Source organism: Nocardia sp. NPDC003963, assembly GCF_053605105.1.
Genome location: NZ_JBSGIP010000014.1, coordinates 65,401 through 84,322, shown reverse-complemented (window position 1 = coordinate 84,322; position 18,922 = coordinate 65,401). Strand labels below are relative to the sequence as shown.

General features: G+C 69.0%; 13 protein-coding genes and 1 pseudogene. 6 read left to right on the top strand and 8 right to left on the bottom strand.

Going from position 1 to position 18,922, the window contains the following annotated elements:
• The first annotated feature begins 16 nt into the window (after positions 1-16).
• Together ACWEWT_RS22215 and ACWEWT_RS22210 are read left to right on the top strand one after the other, a co-directional pair.
• Positions 17-1,195: an oxygenase MpaB family protein gene (locus tag ACWEWT_RS22215; RefSeq protein WP_452561575.1), complete on the top strand. Its 1,179-nt coding sequence runs from the start codon at positions 17-19 to the stop codon at positions 1,193-1,195.
• Between the two features lie 306 nt (positions 1,196-1,501).
• Positions 1,502-2,062, top strand: coding sequence for a hypothetical protein (locus tag ACWEWT_RS22210; RefSeq protein WP_452561574.1), 561 nt, complete (start codon positions 1,502-1,504; stop codon positions 2,060-2,062).
• A gap of 238 nt (positions 2,063-2,300) precedes the next feature.
• On the opposite strand, the pseudogene ACWEWT_RS22205 reads toward ACWEWT_RS22210, so the two are convergent.
• The 3 genes and pseudogenes from ACWEWT_RS22205 to ACWEWT_RS22195 form a co-directional block, all read right to left on the bottom strand.
• Positions 2,301-2,372: pseudogene (locus ACWEWT_RS22205) on the bottom strand (TetR family transcriptional regulator); the annotation flags it as partial.
• A gap of 85 nt (positions 2,373-2,457) precedes the next feature.
• Complete coding sequence (locus ACWEWT_RS22200; protein WP_452561572.1) at positions 2,458-3,975, bottom strand: flavin-containing monooxygenase; 1,518 nt, start codon at positions 3,973-3,975, stop codon at positions 2,458-2,460.
• A 246-nt stretch (positions 3,976-4,221) separates the two neighbouring features.
• Complete coding sequence (locus tag ACWEWT_RS22195; RefSeq protein WP_452561571.1) at positions 4,222-4,476, bottom strand: 2Fe-2S iron-sulfur cluster-binding protein; 255 nt, start codon at positions 4,474-4,476, stop codon at positions 4,222-4,224.
• Positions 4,477-4,765: 289 nt separating this feature from the next.
• Here ACWEWT_RS22195 and ACWEWT_RS22190 point away from each other — a divergent pair, with 289 nt between their 5' ends.
• Entirely contained in the window at positions 4,766-5,377 is a 612-nt protein-coding gene (locus ACWEWT_RS22190) for a TetR/AcrR family transcriptional regulator (protein ID WP_452561569.1), read from the top strand.
• Positions 5,378-5,592: 215 nt separating this feature from the next.
• On the opposite strand, the gene ACWEWT_RS22185 is transcribed toward ACWEWT_RS22190, so the two are convergent.
• Both ACWEWT_RS22185 and ACWEWT_RS22180 read right to left on the bottom strand, forming a co-directional pair.
• Positions 5,593-7,389, bottom strand: a complete 1,797-nt coding sequence (locus tag ACWEWT_RS22185) for an MFS transporter (RefSeq protein WP_452561567.1) — start codon at positions 7,387-7,389, stop codon at positions 5,593-5,595.
• Positions 7,390-7,462: 73 nt separating this feature from the next.
• Entirely contained in the window at positions 7,463-7,912 is a 450-nt protein-coding gene (locus ACWEWT_RS22180; protein ID WP_452561665.1) for a MarR family winged helix-turn-helix transcriptional regulator, read from the bottom strand.
• A gap of 222 nt (positions 7,913-8,134) precedes the next feature.
• On the opposite strand from ACWEWT_RS22180, the gene hrpB reads away from it, so the two are divergent.
• Both hrpB and ACWEWT_RS22170 read left to right on the top strand, forming a co-directional pair.
• On the top strand, positions 8,135-10,588 hold the full coding sequence (hrpB, locus tag ACWEWT_RS22175) for an ATP-dependent helicase HrpB (protein ID WP_452561565.1): 2,454 nt from the start codon (positions 8,135-8,137) through the stop codon (positions 10,586-10,588).
• A gap of 258 nt (positions 10,589-10,846) precedes the next feature.
• Positions 10,847-11,806 (top strand): peptidase, encoded by a 960-nt coding sequence (locus ACWEWT_RS22170; RefSeq protein WP_452561563.1) that lies wholly within the window; start codon positions 10,847-10,849, stop codon positions 11,804-11,806.
• A gap of 141 nt (positions 11,807-11,947) precedes the next feature.
• Here the strand turns inward: ACWEWT_RS22170 and ACWEWT_RS22165 are convergent, their stop codons facing one another.
• The 3 genes from ACWEWT_RS22165 to ACWEWT_RS22155 form a co-directional block, all read right to left on the bottom strand.
• Positions 11,948-14,530, bottom strand: coding sequence for a LuxR C-terminal-related transcriptional regulator (locus ACWEWT_RS22165; protein WP_452561561.1), 2,583 nt, complete (start codon positions 14,528-14,530; stop codon positions 11,948-11,950).
• A gap of 108 nt (positions 14,531-14,638) precedes the next feature.
• The gene (locus tag ACWEWT_RS22160) at positions 14,639-15,733 is read right to left on the bottom strand and encodes a catalase family protein (protein ID WP_452561559.1); all 1,095 of its coding nucleotides are present in this window, start codon (positions 15,731-15,733) and stop codon (positions 14,639-14,641) included.
• Positions 15,730-17,517, bottom strand: coding sequence for a peroxidase family protein (locus ACWEWT_RS22155; RefSeq protein WP_452561557.1), 1,788 nt, complete (start codon positions 17,515-17,517; stop codon positions 15,730-15,732). Before ACWEWT_RS22155 ends, ACWEWT_RS22160 begins: the two co-directional genes overlap by 4 nt.
• A gap of 280 nt (positions 17,518-17,797) precedes the next feature.
• On the opposite strand from ACWEWT_RS22155, the gene ACWEWT_RS22150 reads away from it, so the two are divergent.
• Entirely contained in the window at positions 17,798-18,553 is a 756-nt protein-coding gene (locus tag ACWEWT_RS22150; protein WP_452561555.1) for a hypothetical protein, read from the top strand.
• Positions 18,554-18,922 lie beyond the last annotated feature (369 nt).

Sequence of the window (18,922 nt, the reverse complement as noted above, 5' to 3'; positions counted from 1 at the left end):
TTCGTATGTTCGTTTCATGAATGCCGGGCTCCGTATTCCCTCCCGCCATCCCGCGGCACCCGGTGGCGTACCCGGGCTACGACCGTTCGCCCTCCTGCTGGGTATCCGGAAACCGGATACCGCGCGATGGCGGGATCTCGGCGAATCGCTACTTCGCGCCGACCCCGCCATGGACGCGCTCGCCGAGTGGATGTGCGCCCCGGGCAATTCCGTCGGGCGGATGCTGTTCGAGCAGGCGCTGGAATCGGGTATCGCGGCGGTACCCGATGCCCCGGAACCGCTGCGCACGTTCTTCGCCCATATCGAAACACCCCCGGGCTGGGTCGACGAGGAGACCCTGCGCCGTGGTGCGCAGATCTATCGCATGGGCGGTGCGGACGGGCTCTACCTCGCACGCGATGTCTCCTTCCTAGGCGGATACCTCGCTTCGGGGTTCAACCGGACACTGCTGCGCACCGGCGCACTGGAGAAGGGACCGGCCGCCCGGTTCGCCGAAACACTACGCTGGGCCATGGATGTATCCGGCACGGACGCCATGACCCGTTTCGGACCCGGATACCGCTCGACCGTGCGCGTACGACTGGTACACGCCATGGTCCGCAGACATCTGCTCGCCCGTCCGGATTGGCGCACCGAGGACTGGGGGCTGCCCATCAATCAAACCGATATGGCGGCCACCCTGGTAGGGGCACTCCTGGCACCCTTCGTCGGTGGTATGGCCATGGGCATGCTGCCCACCCGGGCCGATCTCGAAGCCGCCGCACACCTCACCCGCTATGTCGGCTGGCTCATCGGTGTGGAAGATCGCTGGCTGCCCACCGGATTCCGCGACGGCGTCCGGATCCTGTACCACTGCCTGACCGCGATCACCAACCCGGACGATACGAGCCGCCGGCTCGCGATTCCGCTGGCTCGGGATCCGCTCACCTGGGCATATCCGAATCTGCCCGGACTGCGTGGGCAGTTCGCCCGCGCCCAGCACCTGTCGATCGCCGCTGCCTTCCTGGGGCCCCGGTCACTCCACCGCCTGGGCCTGTGGCCGTATATGCCGCCCTGGTATCCGATCCTGCGGTTCCCGGTGAACATGGTCCGCAGCGGCAGCGCCCGCCTCGGCGCAGCCGGGCGGCCCCGGGCGGCCGCCCGGGGCCGCCGGCAGCAGGAACGTTTCCTGACGCTGCTCACCGGGCCCGCGTAGCGCACGGCGGGCGCGTGATCCGGGGCTTGTATCCTCGGTCTCCGGATCCGGCCGCGCGAATTGTGATATCGCCGAGGGACGATCCGGTCATCCGTATCATTCGCGGAAATTCCGCCGCGCCGGGGAAACTCGAAACCCGCCGCGACCGGTCGTCGAATTCATCGGATTGTGCAGGGGCCCAGCCGGTTCACCGAGAAATATGTCGATAGACCGGGAACCGACACGGCGAACTTTTCCGGACATACACTGCGAGTACCGATCGGTCATCGAGATCTCTTATTCTCCGTAGCACAACAGCAAGGATTCATGATGCCGATAACCTTCCGCAGGCTCGCCTCGTTCACGATCGCGGTCGCGGCCGCCGGTCTGGTGGCTCCCTTCGCCTCGGCCGAACCCCCGGCCGAGTCCACTCCGGCACCCGTACCGACCACCCAGGCGCCGGTCGAACCCGGCCCGGCCACCGGAAGCGAGGATCCGACGACACCGGTCGAACCCGCGAATCCCACAGAGGAATCGGAGATCGCGCCGACCACCGACCCGGCACCACCCACGGACGAGGAGCAGACGCCGCCGGCCGAGGAAGAGACGACGCCGCCGAGTACCGAACCCGCGCCGCCGGCCGACGATACCGATACGGCACCGCCGGCCGAGGGCGAGCAGACCACGCCGCCCGGAAGCCCCGCGGAGGGCACTCCCCCGACCGGGCTGGAGGGCCAGGTGGCCTGCATGTTCGACGATGCCTCGGTCGAGGTACTGCCCAGCGAAGAGGAGGCCGGGCAGGTCGCCCAGGACAAAGGCGTGAAGATCCTCGCGTGCGCCACCCATCCGGTGACCGAACCGGACGCCGAGGAGCAGCCCGCCGAGTAGGCAGTGCCCGCCCCGAGCGAATCGGGACGACGGCAGAAACCGGCCCCTATCGCCCATTCGGTGATAGGGGCCGCACCGTTGCCACCGGCACCTCGATCACAGACCGGCCCGGATCAGGGCGATCGCCCGATGCAGCGCGTGCGCGATCCGCGCCTGGTCCAGCGGCGGGCCCGGTCCACCACTGCTCGGCGACGGCGATCCGGCGCTCGGCACCGTTGTCCACCAACCGGATCAGCAGATCGTTCTTCCGCGGGAAATGGCGGTACACGGTCGACCGCGCCACCCCGGCCGCCGCTGCGATCCGGCGCACCGGCAGTCGGGTGAACCTTCTCCGGCGGCCGGCAGCCGATCCGTGGCCGCCAGAATGCGGTGTTCGGCCGGCGTGGCAGCCGGATTCATCGGGATCGGTCCCGGACAACCGCTACCGCACGGGATACCACCCGGTAGTTCTCGGCGTCGAATCGTCTGGTGCGCCGTCGATACCCGAGCATCGACCCCGGCCAATTGTTCGTATTGAGCGGTCCCGCGGCGGTATCGGCCACATACCAGCTGTGGCAGCCGCCGGTATTCCACACCGTGCCCGCGAGCCGTTCCCGGGTAGCGGTGTCGAACCGGTCCAGTGCCTCCGGGCGGATATCGACACAGCGAACCCGGGCGATCTCGTCGACGGCGGCCACGATGTAGTTCATCTGGCTTTCCAGCATGTGGACGATCGAGCCGGAGCCGACATTGGTGTTGGGACCGTACATGAGGAAGAAATTCGGGAAGCCCGGGACCGTGAGCCCGAGATACGCGCGCGGCCCGTCCTTCCAGGCGGCGGCGAGATCGCGGCCGGCGAGCCCGGTGACCCGCATCGGCGCGACGAAATCGTGGGACCGGAATCCGGTGGCGTAGATGATCGTGTCCACCTCGAAGCGGCGACCGTCCTCGGTGACGACGGCAGTGGGCTCCACCGATCGGATCGGCCGGGCCACCACCCGCGTGCGCTCGTGGTCGAGCGCCGTGTAGTACTCGTTGGAGGTGAGAATGCGATTGCAGCCCAGTTCGTAGTCGGGCAGCAGTGTCCGGCGCAGCGCGCGATCGCCGACCCGGCGTAGATTCCAGCGGCACCACAGCCGGATCGGAGCCGCCATGACACGGCGCCCCCGAGGCGAGACCAGCAGCGGGTTGAGCACGCATTCGAACCAGACGAAAACCGCCAGGCGGGCCAGTTTCTGCAGCGGTGGCAGCCAGCTGTTCGCCCGCCGGCGCAGTGCCGAATACTCGCCGTCCGGTTTGGGACTGATCCAGTGTGCCTGCCGTTGGAAGACGGTGACACTGCGCGCCGCGCCCACCAGATGCGGGACGAACTGTATCGCGCTGGCGCCGTTGCCGATCACCGCGATATCGCGGTCGCGGGGATCATAGTCGTGGTCCCAGCGGGCGGAGTGGAACTCGGCACCCGCGAAATCCGCCAGCCCCGGAATAGGCGGATACGCCGGCCGGCTCAGTTGCCCGCAGGCCGCGACGAGCACATCCGCGTAGGCGGTGGCACCGGAGGCGAGCTCGAGCTGCCAGCGGGCGCGCCGGTCGTCGAATACCGCGGCGACGACCTCACTGGAGGTGCGGATCCGCTCGAGGATTCCGTATTCGACGGCCACGCGGCGCAGATAGTCGAGGATTTCGGGTTGCGGAGCGAAGCGCCGGGACCAGTCGGGGTTCGGGGCGAAGGAGTACGAATACAGATGCGACGGCGCGTCGCACGCCGCCCCGGGATAGGTGTTGTCGCGCCAGACCCCACCGAGATCGGCGGCCCGTTCGTAGATCGTGAGATCGGTGAACCCGGCTTCGACGAGCCGGATCGCCAAGCCGATACCGCTGAACCCGGCGCCGATGACGGCGACGGTGGGACGATTCGATTCTTCGATACTCATATTCCGCTCCTGTCGGATCGAACTCGCTTCCGGAATCGCGGCGCGAAGCGCACGAGCCGCGACGCGGCTTCGCCCGGTCGCCGGGGCACGGCGGAACCCGGCCCGGAAACCGGGGATCCGTAGCCCGATTCGAATCGGAAACAACGCCGCGGGGAAGAGTTCATCCGCAGCTTCGTGACTATCTCCAACCGCGCCCGGCGTGATATCCGTTCTCCACGAACGGTTCTCCGGGCCGCGTACGTGCGGCTACAGGTCGAGGACGAGTCGCGCGACGGTACCCGCGCCGGTGACGCACAACCGGACCGGCTCGGCACCGGCACCGGCTCCCCGAGGGGCGGCGCCCGGGGCGGGTTCGACGGTCAGGGCACGGTGCTCGCAGACTCCGCATATGCCGGTCCGGCACAGCGAGGGCAGCTCGAAACCGCGGCGCTCCAGCGCCTCGAGGACCGTCGAGCCGGGTGGCACGGTGAACTCGGCCCCGGAGCGACGGAGTTCGACCACGAGCACGCGCTCCGCACCGGCGCGCGCCCGGCCACGCCTCCACCTCACCGCTGACGGCGGGTCGACCCGCCGCTGGCCGAATCGTCGTGCTGATCCCCGGTCGTGGCCACCGTGTGGCCGACCATCGTCATCCCCTCCACCGCGGAGTTCGCCGGCCGCGGCAGTGGTCGTACGGATGCCGGACGGGCGCTGCGGGTGCCGGTTCCGCATCGCCCGTTCGGTCGTTCCTGTGGCAGCATGGGCGAATGCTGACACGACTGTTTGCTCGCGTTCAATTCGCATTCTGACCGTGCCCGCCACTCCACGTGTCACCCTGCGCCGGACACCACGCCAGCAACGGTCCCGCGAGATGGTGCGGCGGATCATCGACGCCGGCCAGGCGGTTCTCATCTCCCACGGCTACGAGGGAGCTTCGACGAACCGCATCGCGGCGGCCGCCGGGATAAGCCCGGGCTCGCTCTATCAGTACTTCCCCGACAAGGACGCGGTGCTCGGGGCCGCGATCGACCGGTACAACACCCAGGTCGCCGACCAGGTCCGGGCCCGGGTCCTGGAGAGTATGCGGGAGCCTCCGGAGATCGCGCTGCGGCAGTCGCTGTCGGCTCTGCTCGACGCGCTGGGAAACCATCCGGAACTGCTGCGTGCGGTGATCGAGCAGACACCGCGGATCGGCATCGGACATACGGTGGCCGGCTTCGAGGAGCAGATCGGCGAACTCACCCGCGCGGCACTGACCCTGCGTGGCTACACCGACACCGAGATCCCGGCGGCCGCGTGGATGCTCGTGCGCACCGCCGAACACCTGACCGTCCGCTACATACTGGACCAACCGGCCATGGACCGGGATGTCTTCCTCACCAACGTCACCCGCATGATCGTCAACTACTTCCGCGGACCGTGACCGGCACGGTTCCCGATCGGAATCGAGTACGACGCGAGTACCCGGGAGGCCCTCCGGCCGCGGCCGCCCGGGGAGACGGTCGCGGACCGAGACGAAATCCGCGAAGGACACTCGCGTTCACGACATCGTGGGAACACGGACCCCGGCCGCGCATCCGGCACCGGATGCGCCGGCAGCGCCACCCGGGAACGAGTGACCGTGCCCGGTTCCCGTTCTCAGCCGCGGACCGGTTGGTCGATCAGCTCGGACGGAGCCTCCCCCGAAGCGAAAGCGGCCACCGCGGCCAGCTCTTCGCCGACCGACTCGTGGACCGCCTCGTCGGCCGGCTTCGCCTTCCCGTGTCCATCCGTGAAGAGTGAGAAGATCGCACCGAGAACGCAGCAGACGAGCGCGAAAGTGAAGGCGGCGCTGAGACCGTCGGCGAACGGGTCGCTGATCAGGTGCGGGAAGAACTCCAGCCCGGTCAGATGGTCGATACCGGCCTGCGACAGCCCGTGCAGGGCATCGCCACCGACCTGCTGGATCGGGTTGTAGCCGAGGAAGGCCGCGAAGAGGATGGCGACCGTCGGCAGCTGCGCGATGCCCTGGGCGGGCGCTTCCGCCATTCCGCCCCCGGTCAGGCCGGCGAACATCGCACCCGGCAGATGCGCGCTCAGGCCGGCGATCATCAGCGAGAAGAAAAGGCCGATCGACAGCACCATCGCCGCGTTCTGGAATGTCGTCATCATGCCGGCGCCCGAACCGCGAGAGGTGACGGGCAGCGAGTTCATCACCTGGGCGCGGTTCGGTGAGGAGAACAGACCCATACCGATACCGTTGATCAGCAGGATCAGCGCGAAAACCCAGTAGTCGAAGTCGACGGGTGTGGCGATGAGGGCGCCGAAGGTCCCCGCGGTGATGAACATTCCGGTGGTCGTGAACCCCTTGGCACCGAACCGGTCCGACAGCGCGCCGGAGAGCGGGGCGCTGAGCAGGAACCCGATCGTCATGGGCAGCATGTAGATACCGGCCCACAGCGGAGTGCGGGAGTAGTCGAAGCCGTGCTGCGGCAACCAGATGCCCTGTAACCAGATGATCAGGGTGAACTGCAGGCCACCGCGACCGATCGATCCCATCAGGTTGGCCGCGTTACCGAACGCGAACGACCGGTTCCGGAACAGCGAGAGTTCGAAGAGCGGGCTCTCGACCTTCGTCTCGATGTACACGAACGCCCCCAGGACGACGGCACCACCGATGATCGCCGTCAGCACCCAGGGGTTCGCCCAGCCCATATCGGAGTCGCCGTAGGGCTGGATGCCGTAGGTGATACCGACCAGGATCGCGATGAGACCCACGGCGAAGGTCGCATTGCCCCACCAGTCCATCGTCGCCCGTGTACGAACCCCGGTGTCGCGTAGTTTCAGATAGGCCCAGACGGTGCCGACGACCCCGAACGGGACGGATACGAGAAATATGTAGTGCCACTGGATGGGCGCCAGTACACCGCCGACGAGCAGGCCCAGGAACGAACCGGCGATAGCGGCCACACCGTTGATACCCATGGCGAGTCCGCGCTGGTCGGCCGGGAACGCGTCGGTGAGAATGGCGGAGCTGTTGGCCATGAGGAAGGCACCGCCGACCCCCTGGACGATCCGCCAGGCGATCAGCCAGATCGCCGCCGGGGCGCCGTCGAACCAGGTGACCGCCAGGAAGATCGAGGAGACCGTGAAGACGGCGAAGCCCAGGTTGTACATCCGGGCCCGGCCGAACATATCACCGAGGCGGCCGAAACTGACCACGAGTACGGCGGTGACGACCAGGAATCCCATCATCATCCACAGCAGGTAGCTGGTGTTCCCGGACTCCAGGGGATCGAGGCCGATACCTTTGAAGATATCGGGCAGGGCGATCAGCACGATGGAGGAGTTGATCGTGGCGATCAGCATGCCGAGGGTGGTGTTGGAGAGCGCGATCCACTTGTAGTGCGGACCGGGATCTGCCGATACCGCGGTGGATGCTCGTGTGGTGGTCATGGACAGGTCCTCTGCGCGATGGTCCGGAGCGGAGCCGGCGGCCGCGTGGTATCGCCGGCCCGGTTCGGACGGGCTAGTTCATTCCGAGCGCCGCGGCCAGGATCGTGATCCCGCGGCCGACCGTCACGCGATCGGCCGCGTCGAGACCGTCGATGGCCTCGGCGAGCAACTGCGCTCGCCTGGTCCGGGCGTCGGCGATCAGGTCGATTCCGGCCGGTGTCGGATTCAGCAGGCGGGCGCGGCCGTCGTCGGGGTCCGGGGTGCGTTCGATGTACCCCCGGTCCGCGAGCACGGCCACGATCCGCGACATCGTCGGCGCGGAGACGGATTCCCGTTCGGCCAGGGCGGACAGCCGGATCGGGGCGTGGTTGACGATGGTCCACAGCGCCGAGGCGACACCCGCGCTGAGATTCCGGCGCTGATCGCGGGTGCGCAGCGTCCGGTTGATTCGGGTGAGTAGGTGATAGAGGGTCGCTACCTCGTCGGAGGTACCGGACGCGTCGGTGGCCGGTATCGCCTCCATCACGCCCCGTCCTTCGAATTCGATCACAAGGGTTGGTTGGTTTACGCCGGTAGAATAGTTGCTTCTGCTAAACAAGTAAATCGTAGCCGGTGGAGAACCCGGGACCGCGGGGTCGCGCCGGTCGCCGGATACCTCCCCGCTACGCCGGGCACCCGGGATTCCCCGGCGCAGTCGCTACGGCGGATATCGCGGCTCGCGGCCGAGGCCGCAGACTGTTCGGTGATGAAAACGCCCGAACTTCCCGACCTGCCGATCCGCGGCGCTCTCGGCCATATCGTCGAGACGCTCGCCGAGCACGGGGCTGCCGTCCTGATCGCGCCGCCGGGTACCGGCAAAACGACCCTGGTGCCCTTGGCCCTGGCGGAATCGGTCGCCGGGCGGGTCGTCGTAGCCGAGCCCCGGCGGCTGGCGGCGCGGGCCGCGGCCGCACGCATGGCCGCACTACTGGGCGAGCAGGTGGGCGGAACCGTCGGCTACTCGGTCCGGGGAGATCGACGGGTGGGCCGGGCGACCCGGATCGAGATCGTCACATCGGGACTGCTGGTCCGGCGGTTACAGGAGGATCCCGAGCTGGCGGGGGTCGATACGGTCCTGCTCGACGAATGCCACGAACGGCATCTGGACGCGGATCTGCTGCTGGCGTTGCTGCTCGACGCGCGGGCCGGATTGCGGCCGGATCTGCGGGTGCTCGCCACCTCGGCCACCGTCGCCGCCGAACGTCTCTCGGCGCTCCTGGGCGGGGCGCACCCGGCACCGATCGTGCAGGTCGAGGGCCGGACCTATCCCGTGGACACCGCATATGTCCCGCCGCTGCCACGGGAGCGGACCGAAGCGCAGGTCGCCCGCGCCGTCCGCACCGCCCTCGCCGGAACCGAGGGCGATGTACTGGTCTTCCTCCCCGGCGCGGCCGAGATCCGGCGGACGACCGCGCTGCTGTCGGATCCGGCGGACGTGGATATCGTCCCGTTGCACGGCAGACTCTCCGCCGCACACCAGGACACCGCGTTGCGGCCCGGCCCCCGCCGGCGCGTGGTGCTGTCCACGGCGGTGGCGGAGTCGAGCCTGACGGTGCCCGGCGTACGGGCGGTGGTGGATTCGGGGCTCGCCCGTGTCCCCCGGATCGACCGGGCACGGGGGCTGTCCGGTCTCGCCACTGTCCGGGTCTCCGCGGCGGTGGCCGAGCAGCGGGCCGGGCGAGCCGGGCGGGAGGCCCCCGGTCGGGTGTGGCGGTGCTGGCCCGAATACGAGCACAGCACGCTGCCCGCCTATCCGGAGCCGGAGATCCGGACCGCGGACCTGACCCGGCTGGCATTGGAACTGGCGTGCTGGGGCACCGCCGATGGCCGGGCGCTCCGCTGGTGGGATGCTCCGCCGGCCGGCGGGCTGGCCGCCGGGCGGGAGGTACTGCGCGTACTGGGCGCCGTGGACGGAGAAGGCGCGGTAACCGACCGTGGCCGGCGCATCGCGCGGATCGGGCTGCACCCGCGACTGGCCCGCGCGCTTCTCGACGGAGCGGCAGTGGTCGGCGCGCGCACGGCCGCGGAGGTCGTCGCCGTCCTCGACGACGACACCTATATCTCAGGCGTAGATCTCACCGCCGGCCTGCGGGCGCTGCGCCGCGAGCGTCCGGCGCGCTGGGAACGGGAGGTGGTGCGGCTGGCTCGCACGGTCGAGGGCCCCGGCGAGGCGACCGATGATCCGGCTCTCGTTGTCGCGCTCGCCCATCCGGAACGATTGGCCCGGCGCCGCGGTCCGGGTTCGATGAGCTATCTCATGGTCGGCGGCACCGCGGTGACGCTGCCGCCCGGTGCCGGGACGGGTGATCCGGAATGGCTGGCAGTAGGCGTAGCGACCCGCGATCCGGGTCGTTCCGACGGATACATCCGGCTGGCCGCGGTCGCCGATGAACAGCTGGCCCGCCGCACTGCGTCGAATCTGCTGACCACCGCCGAAGAAATCGAGTGGATCGACGGTGATGTGGTCGCTCGGCGGATCGAACGACTGGGCGCGATCACACTGTCGGAGAAACCGATTTCCGACCCCGAGCGCCGTATGCTCGGTGCCGCGCTGCGCCGCGGATTGAGGTCGGCCGGTCTCGGCGTCCTGTCCTGGAGCCCCGGCGCGATCGCCCTACGCCGGCGTCTCGATTTCCTGCACCGTACCCTCGGCGCCCCGTGGCCGCCGGTCGACGACGAGTCGCTCCTCACCGCCGCCGACACCTGGCTCGGTCCCGAACTCGCCACCGCCCGCCGGCGCGCCGATCTCGAACGCATCGACGCCGGACAGGCACTGCGCCGCCTGCTGCCCTGGCCCGAGGCCGCCCGTTTGGACGAACTGGCACCGGAACGCACCACGGTCCCCTCCGGCAGCCGGCCCCAGCTCGACTATTCGGCCGACCCGCCGGTACTCGCGGTCAAGGTGCAGGAGGTCTTCGGCTGGACGGATACGCCGCGACTGGCAGACGGTCGCGTCCCGATCGTGCTGCACCTGCTCTCCCCCGCCGGCCGCCCGGTAGCGGTCACCGCGGACCTCCCGTCCTTCTGGCGGACCGGCTGGCCGCAGGTCCGCGCCGATCTCCGCGGCCGCTACCCCAAACATGCCTGGCCGGAGGACCCCACCACGGTGCCGGCCCACCGCGGCACGGCCCGCAACGCCCGGACGAACCCGCCCCGCTGATCAGCCGACCCCGCTCCTCGACCGGCACCGCACGGGAACGTTCCGCCTCGGGCCGCTCGCGAGTCGCGCATCCCGCCGATCGATCCCCGTCGATCGTCGCCGCGGGCCCGCCCGCGCACCCGGATGATCGGTTCCCCGGTGTCCGTTACCGCCCGACCGGCCGACACCATCGGGATAATTGCGCTGTGGTTGCCCGTACGCGCAGACTCGATGCCGGGCAACGATCCGGCTCAGCACGCCACCGAGAGGTCAGAGGTGATGATGTATCGCACGCTCGCGCTCGTCGCAGCCGTGTTGCTCGCCGCGGTGGGCTGCGGTGACGATACCGGCACGGCTACCGACGGCACACGATCACCGGCCGCCGCCCCCGGCCCACCGCCGGAATTCTGGTCGGTGGTCGCCGACACCCCGCAGCAGCACGCGGCCGTGGCCCAGGCGACCCGCGAGATCGATGTCTGCGCGCTGCTGCCCCGCGAAACCCTCGACGACCTCGGCCTCGGCGATATCCGGGACGTAACGGTCGGCCTGGACACCTGCCGGGCCGCCCTCGGCGCCGCGGCCGACCCCGCCACACTCACCTGGCATACGACCCTGCTGCCCACTCTCACCCCGAGCCGGGGGATCAGCAAACAGCTGGGCGATGTGAACATCGCGCTGATCCCCGGCCGCGACGGCGATCCGCGCGCCTGTGGCGCCACCGCCCGTTTCCCGGCCGGCGCCGCGTTCTACCTCGGCATCTCGGTCCCGGACCGCGATTCGTGCGCAGTTGCCGATGGTTTGCTACCGGGGATGATCGATCGCTGGCGGCAATCGCCCGGCCAGGGCACATCACCCGATACCGTCATCACTGTGCTGCTCGGCGCCGACCCGTGCGCGGTACGCGCGAAACTGACCGGGACCGCCGATACCGATCAGCGCCGGTTGACCCAATGCCTGTTCGGGTACCGGAACGAAACCGTCACAGTGGGCTACGAGTACCGCGTTCCGGAACAGCTGCGGGCCCGCAGCACCGAGGAGAAGATCGGCGACCGTGCCGTCTTACGCTCGACATCGCTGTACGACCCCAGCATCCCGATCTACAACGCTGTCGTCGGACCCGAATTGCCCTCCGGTAGTACTGCTTTCGTCCCCCGCATTCCCGTTGTCGAGGTCACCTCGGCCACCGATGACGTCGCGCGGCAGGTGATGTCGGAAGTTCTCACCCTTTTCCCGCAGTGAGGGTGATCGCACACCGCGGACAGCCGGCCGTCGAGTGGGGTCACCGTGTTCCCCGCGATGCGCCGAGTTCCGTCTTCTCCGCCGAGAAGAGTGGCGCCCGACGATGGCTTCCCGATCAGGTCTCCGACGGCCGTGGAGGGCTCAGATGAGTTCGGCGAGCTGGTCACGATCGGTGGCGTCGAGTTTGATACAGGCGCGGTAGATATGACCTTCGACCGTGCGGATCGAGACGCAGAGGCGCTCGGCGATCGCGCGATTGGACAGTCCCCGGGCGATGAGGGCCGCGATCTCACGTTCTCGTTCGGTGATCGGCAAGGGGTGGGCGGCGGCGGTCAGGGCGGGAGTGGTCGCGCCGCCGCACTGCGCGGCCAGCGCCGTGGCGCGGGCGGCGGCGCGGGCGCTGGGCCGGCGTTGTCCGGCGTGGTCGTAGATCGGAACCGTCTGTGCCACCGCGTCGGCGGCCGACAAGAGCAGACCGGCGGATTCGAATTCCCGGCTGACCGCGGCGAGGGCGGAGGGGTCGGCATGCGCGAGAGCGGCGGCGTGGCGGGCGTAGCTCGCGGCGACCGTGCCCTGGACGCGAGCGGCGACCGCCGCCAGCCGGGCGGCGAGGGTGCGATCGCCGAACCGGGTCGCGTGGTGGAGCGCTTCGGCTTCCAGCGCGAACTGGCCCGCACGGTGCGCCGTATCGGCGGCACTGCGCGCCATATCCACCGCCGCGTGCGGATTGTGTTCGGCGGCGGCGAGCCAGGCGCGCGCGATCATGCGCTGTGGTTCGTGCAGGGCCATATAGGGACCGCGGTGTTCGTCGGCATCGGCGAGGACGCGTTCGGCGTGCTCGACTTCGCCCAGTGCCGCGTAGGCCCGGGCCAGCAGCAGCCGCGCGGGCAGTTTCCACGGCAGCGAGGTATCGGCGTTCAGTGCTGCCAGCGCCTGCTCGAAATCGGTGATCGCCGCGGGGAACCGGCCGCGGTAGGTGGCCACGACGCCGAGCGCGATATGGGCGATCGCCCAGCCGACGAACTGCCCGGCCGAGGAGAAATCCCGGTATTCGGCCGCGCGCCGCTCGGCGGGACCGAAGTCGCCGAGGGTGGTCAGGGCGAGTACATCGCCGTAGCCGACCATCACCCGGATGATGCCGTCGGTGGATTTGCGCTGGGCCCGGCTGCGGGCGGCGATCGGCGCGAAATCGGCGCCGCGTCCGGCGACCGGCATGGCCAGGCCGAGTGCGAAGGCGGCGAAATCGATGGCCTGGCGTGGTGAATTCGGATCGGCGAGTACCCGCTCGGCGGCCTCGATACCGGCGGCGATGTGGTTCTCGTGCACCGCCATGGCCGCCGCGGCGGCGTCGACCGTCAGCCGCAGGGCGGGATATTGGACCCGGGTGCGGAGTACCTCGACCAGTTCGTGGGCATGCGCCACATCGCCCAGCGACCAGAATTGCAGGCTGGCCCGCACCACACCCCACTGAACGAGTTGCAGCGGGTCGAGGCCGTCGGGGTCGAAGCGGGCCAGGATCTCGTCGGCCTGCTGGGGTCTGCCCTGCCACAGCAGCGCGCGGGAGAGCAGTTCGGCCGCGCGCAGTCCACCGCCGCGCTCGTACGCGGCCCGCGCGAGCTGTTCACCCAACGGCAGGTTGGACAGGAACACAGCGTCTTTGGCGGCATCGATCAGCAGGGCGGTATCGATCGGCCGATCGCTGTCGACGCACAGCTGTGCCAGCCGGATCCGGTGCGCCGGGGTGCTCAGATCCCGGTTCTGCAATGTATCGACGAGGCGTCCGCGCCGGTGGCGGGCGGCGGCGGTGCCGACCCGGCGGCGGATCACCTCACCGAGCAGTGAATGACCGAACCGGACATCGACAGCGCCGTTGTGCCGGGTGATCCGGATCAGGCCGGTCGCCTCGGCCGCGTCCACGGCGCCCACACCGACCAGTTCGCTGAGCACATCGATATCGAGGGGTTCGTACACGGCCAGCGTTTCGAGCACCTCCAGTGCCGCGCCGCCCGACCTGATCAACCGCTCGTCGAGGAGGGAGACCAGGCCCGCGGGCACCGCGGTGGGCCCGCGCAGTTGCCAGACACCGTCGACAGCGGTCAGGGTCCCCGCCTCGACGGCGCCTTCGACCAGGTTGCGCAGGAACAGCGGGTTGCCGCCGGAGGACTCCCACATCACGTCGGCGCTGAGCCCCTCCAGCGCTCCGCCCAGCACGGCCTCGACGAGCTGCGTGCACTGCTGTTCGGTGAACGGTGCCAGCTCGATACGTTCGAGGTAGCCGTCTTTCCACAGTGAGGTGACCGCGTCGGGCACGGTTTCCCCGGCGCGGACAGTGGTCACGATGCGAGCGCTGCGGTCGACGGCGATCTGATGCACAAGCGTCGCGGAGAGTTTGTCCAGCAGATGCGCGTCGTCGACGCCGAGCACCGTACCGGGCCGGGCGAGCAGATTCTCCCGGGCGGAGTGCAGCAGTGCGAGCGGGTCGCGCGATGCCGAAGCGGCGATCCACGGTGCGAACGCACCCAGCGGAATGGACTGGGACGAGGCGGTGCAGGCCGCCCAGCGCACCGGATCGGACAGGTCCGCGGTGACCAGGCGCGCCAATGTGGTCTTGCCGACACCCGCAGCGCCGACCAACACCACACCGCCGGTATCGCCGTCGGTCAAAGCCCCATGGACGATGTCGTATTCGGCGGGGCGATCGAGCAGCTGCCAGAGTCCGCCCATGTAGGGAAATTGTAGTTCTCGTCCGGCGCCGTCACAACGAGTCGAAACCCGCCCACAACAGCTGCCGGGGACCGGTGACGCGGCACATACGCGCTGGTGACGCGGCGGTCAAGGCGGTAGCTCGGTGGCATCACGCGGTTCGATACGGGGCGCGTTGTTGACGTCGTGGCGATAGTTGCTCGACGCTTCGTACACCCTCCGCTTCAACCGGTTGATCGATCCCAGCGGGCGGTGCGCGTCCAGGCCGCGCCAGGAGTTGAACGAGAGCACATCGTCACCGTAGGCGCGGCGTTGCGGAGTGTAGGGGTCCTGCGGATCGAAACGGACGGTCGCCACTGTGCGGTGCGGCGACTCGTCCTCGGGCCACGACACGGTCGCGTCTTCGATGGGCATGGTCTCGGTCCCGGTGCACAGTTGGGCACGCAGCTCGTAGGTGGCGCCGTGTGTGGCGAAGAAATCGACGATCAGATTCTGGTGGACGTTCACGCCGCCGTCCGCGCCGACCGGTTGCCCGTGCAGGGCGACGACTTCCGCGGATACCGGTGCGTAGAGCAGTTTGGCGATGTAGTCGCCGTGGCGCAGGGGCGCCGAAGTGTAGAAGGTATCGCCCAGGATATGAGTATTGGGCGCGATGAAGACGCCCAGGTTCGGTGGCACGCTGCGGCCGATCCGGCGCAGCACGTGCTCGTTCACCGCGGCGACCCCGGCGCTGCCGAGACGTAGGGCGGCATCGGGCAGGCGGGCCAGCGCCCAGGCCGTGGGCATACCTTTCGTGAGGTAGGCGTACGCGTCGGCGAAGAGGAACTCGCGATGGGTGACCATGATGAAGTCCTGCGTGGTGGCCTCGTCGTCGGCCAGCGCCCGCCGCCCGGATACACCGAGCACTTTGATCCCGAGTCCGCGTACACCGCGCAGCTGATCGCTGCGGATCACCCCGGAGGTACTCGACAACCGGGCGATCACGGGATAGGTGGCCGGGGTGGCGAACATACCCTGGGCCAGTTCCGGCGGCAGGCCGGCAGGTACGGTCAGTTCGCCGCGCAGGATGCCGTGGCTCTTCGCGTGGGCATCGCGTAATCCGTGCTTGTACCTGCCGAGGGAGCGTTCGTTGTTGTCGCGCAAGACCGCGATGATCTTGTCGATTATCTGTTCTTCGTCGGCGCGCGGCTCTTCCAGATCGTCGCGGTAGCGCAGATAGCTCATCGCCGACTCCGCCACGGAGCGAACGGATTCGCGACACCGTCGAGCGCGGGCGCCAGCGTCGGGAAATGGCGCAGCAGCACGCTGCGCATGGAGTTGTCGCGTATCCAGGCCATCCCCGATTCGGTGTAGATCTCGGGCCGGAAATCGGTGGTGAGGAAGCGGTCGGCGGACAGTCGGCGCGACGCCATGAGCACGAATACCCGGAAGGCGGTATCGCTGAAACCGAAACCGGGTGGTTTCGGTTCGGCGTAGAGGCCGATCATCAGATCGACCTCCTCCACATCGCCGTAGACCTGTTCGAGTTCGCGCGCCCACCGCGGATTGCCGGTGAGTTCGTCGAACGAGCTGACGGGCGGGAGACGTAGCTGTCGCCGGAACTCGTTGTAGCGCGGTACCCCGCGTTCGCGGACCCGCAGGATATCCACGGTCGCGAGATCGAGCAGCGGGCGACCGGGCCGGACGAGGTTCTGCAGATGTACCGGGTAGTTGTGCAGCGTCAGCGCACCGGGATGGGTGCGGCCGAACGAGTAGAGCAGGGTGTCCATCGGCGTCTCGGCGAGGCGTTCACGGATATGGGCGACACCGAGTTCCGGGAAAGGATGCTCGGCCAGGACCGTATCGTCGGCGATACCGCGGACGACCAGTTCGTCCGGGATCAGCGGGTGCATCCGGTACACGGAGACGAACTCCTCGGTCAGCGAGTACGGCACCCCGCTGTCGTCGCGGGCGGAACCCGGTATGCCGCAGAGTACTTCGCTGTCGCCGAACCTGCCGAACCGGCGCGCCACCCGCTCCCCCAGCACCCCGAACCAGTTGGCCCGCATGGCGGCGACGGTCGTGGGATGCGCGATGACGGCCGGTGTCCAGTCGACGGTATGGATCTTCGCGATCAGTGCGGAATTGACCAGTCGCGCGGTGTCGTAGAGCTGTTGATCGTCCAGGTCGGGGTAACGCCTGGCCAGCCGCACGCAGATCGCGTTGTGTTCGCGCAGGAACAGCGAATGCAACAGTGCGAGACCCACCCAGGCATTGGCCGCCGGCTCCGAGAGCGCCAGCAGCCGTTCCGCGTCCAGCGGTGGGAGCCCCAGCTCGTCGATCACGAGCCGGCCCTGTTTGCGGGATCGCAGCGATGCGGCGAATTCCGGTGTACTGCCGTAGATCTGGGACGCGTCCCACCAGTGGGTCTCCGCGGTCGGGTAGGTCGGCGGGGCAGCCGGATCGGGCGCGGGGACCGTCGCTGTTCGAGGAATCGTCATCGGCCGGCGCGGCCACGGATCTGTATCGTCCAGCGTCAGCGTGAAGGGTTCCGTCTCGGCCGCGTTATGGCTGAACCAGTCGTGGACCTCGAATTGGATCCACGCCGCGGCCAGCAGATTGAGGGTCGTCGCCGGTACGAAACGCTCGCGGGTGAGCAGTTGTCTGCTGATCGTGCGGGGGTCGGGCCGCAGGATTCGCGCGGCGTCTTCGGGATAGGTGCGGTCGAGCGGGATATTGCGCCCGAATCGGCACCCGATCGAACCGGTTCTCGGATCGTCGGGGCTGTTGTAGGTGCCGTCCACGGTGCGTGCGTACCGGTGTGCGCCGGTCACGTCGGGGGGCAGCGGTCCGGCGGGATGCGCACCGGTGTCGAAGAGGTTCTCCGCGCGCAGTCTGCCGCGCAGTCCGACCAGTACGGCCAGCCCCAGCGGCCTGGGCAGCCGGAACCAGCCGACGCGCCGGTCCAGCGCTTCGGCTGCCGCGATCAGTACCCGTTCGACCAGCGTTTTCTGCGGTGCGTCGACCATCGAGAACCTCCACGGGTTGGCGCTCACCTCGGCACGTACCGGACCGGATCGGGTTCAGTTTCCGGCACCGGGGCGGGCCGGTCACGAGTAGTCGACTACTCCAGGGACCCGGATGTCCGATGGGCCGCCGGCTTACGGCGCAAGTCGTACCGCACTCCGGAGATGCGATCGGATCGCGTAGCGCACTACGCACGCAGCGCGGGCGGGTTTGCGCGAGCCTGACTACAGGGCGTCCCGCGCACCGTGGGACGCGCCGTGACGACGATCGAAAGGCCCCCGGGTGAGTACGCCGATCCAGATCAAGGTGAACCTCGACAGGGATGTCGCGGCCGCGCTGCACCGGCTCGGTTGCGACGATATCGCGCCGCTCCGGCGCGATATCTGGTTCGCCGAGCCTTTATCCCCGGGTTCTCCGCGAGCCCCCGCCCTGTTGTCGGGTCATATCGTCATCCGGCTGCGCAGCGGCACCGCGGACGATGTGACCGTCGAATTGCGACCGTGTGAGCGCGCCCGGCTGGTGGGACGCTGGGCCGCGCCCTTCACCGACCCCGCGCTGCACTACCGGATCGAGGAAGAGTGGTGCGCGGGGCGGCGGATGCTGTCGGCTTCGGCGATCAGCAGGCGTCCTCCCGGTTCCCTCCGTAAGGCCGTAGCCGCCGGCGGAGATATCACCGCCGTGCTGGACTCGGCCCAGCGGCAGTTCCTGGTGAACTGCACTCCGCCCGGCGTCGCGGTCGATCATCTGCGCGCACTGGGCCCGGTCGCCGCGGCGCGGTGGGTCGGGGTCGCGGTGGGAGAAGTACACGCCGACATCGAGCGCTGGACCGTCGCCGGCCTCGACCTGCTCGAATTCTCCCTGCGGATCACTCCCCGACCCGATGGGCCGACCACCGATCCGGAGCGGGGCGCCCTCGATACGCAACGCGCACTGCACAACGCCCTGCGTGCGCTCGGCCTGGCACCCGCGACCGGCAGAACCAAGACCGAGCGGGTACTCATCGCGTTGACGGAGACACACTCGGGGGATACCGAGTAGGCGGAAATCCGGCCATCCCGATTCAGCGGCTATCCCGCTGTGGTGGGCGGTTCGCCGGACCCACCATCGGTACCCGAGATCGCGCCGCCCGGCAGCCGCCCCGATTCCCCCCGTCGGCCTCCGGTCCCGCCGGAGCCGTCGCCGTATCGGTCCGGTGATCGAATTTCTGCGGAATCGCGGCGCATTCCGGATCGGCCGGCGCGCGCTCGGTCAGGATCGTGCCCGAGTGCCCGACCGGCTTCGAAAGCCCATGCACTGTCGGCGAATCGGCCGCCGGCCGGTCCGGATCGACCACGTTGTCGACGAGGACCGGCGCTGCGACTGCCGCGGGGCGGCCGGTGCGGATCGACCACGTTGTCGGTCCGCACC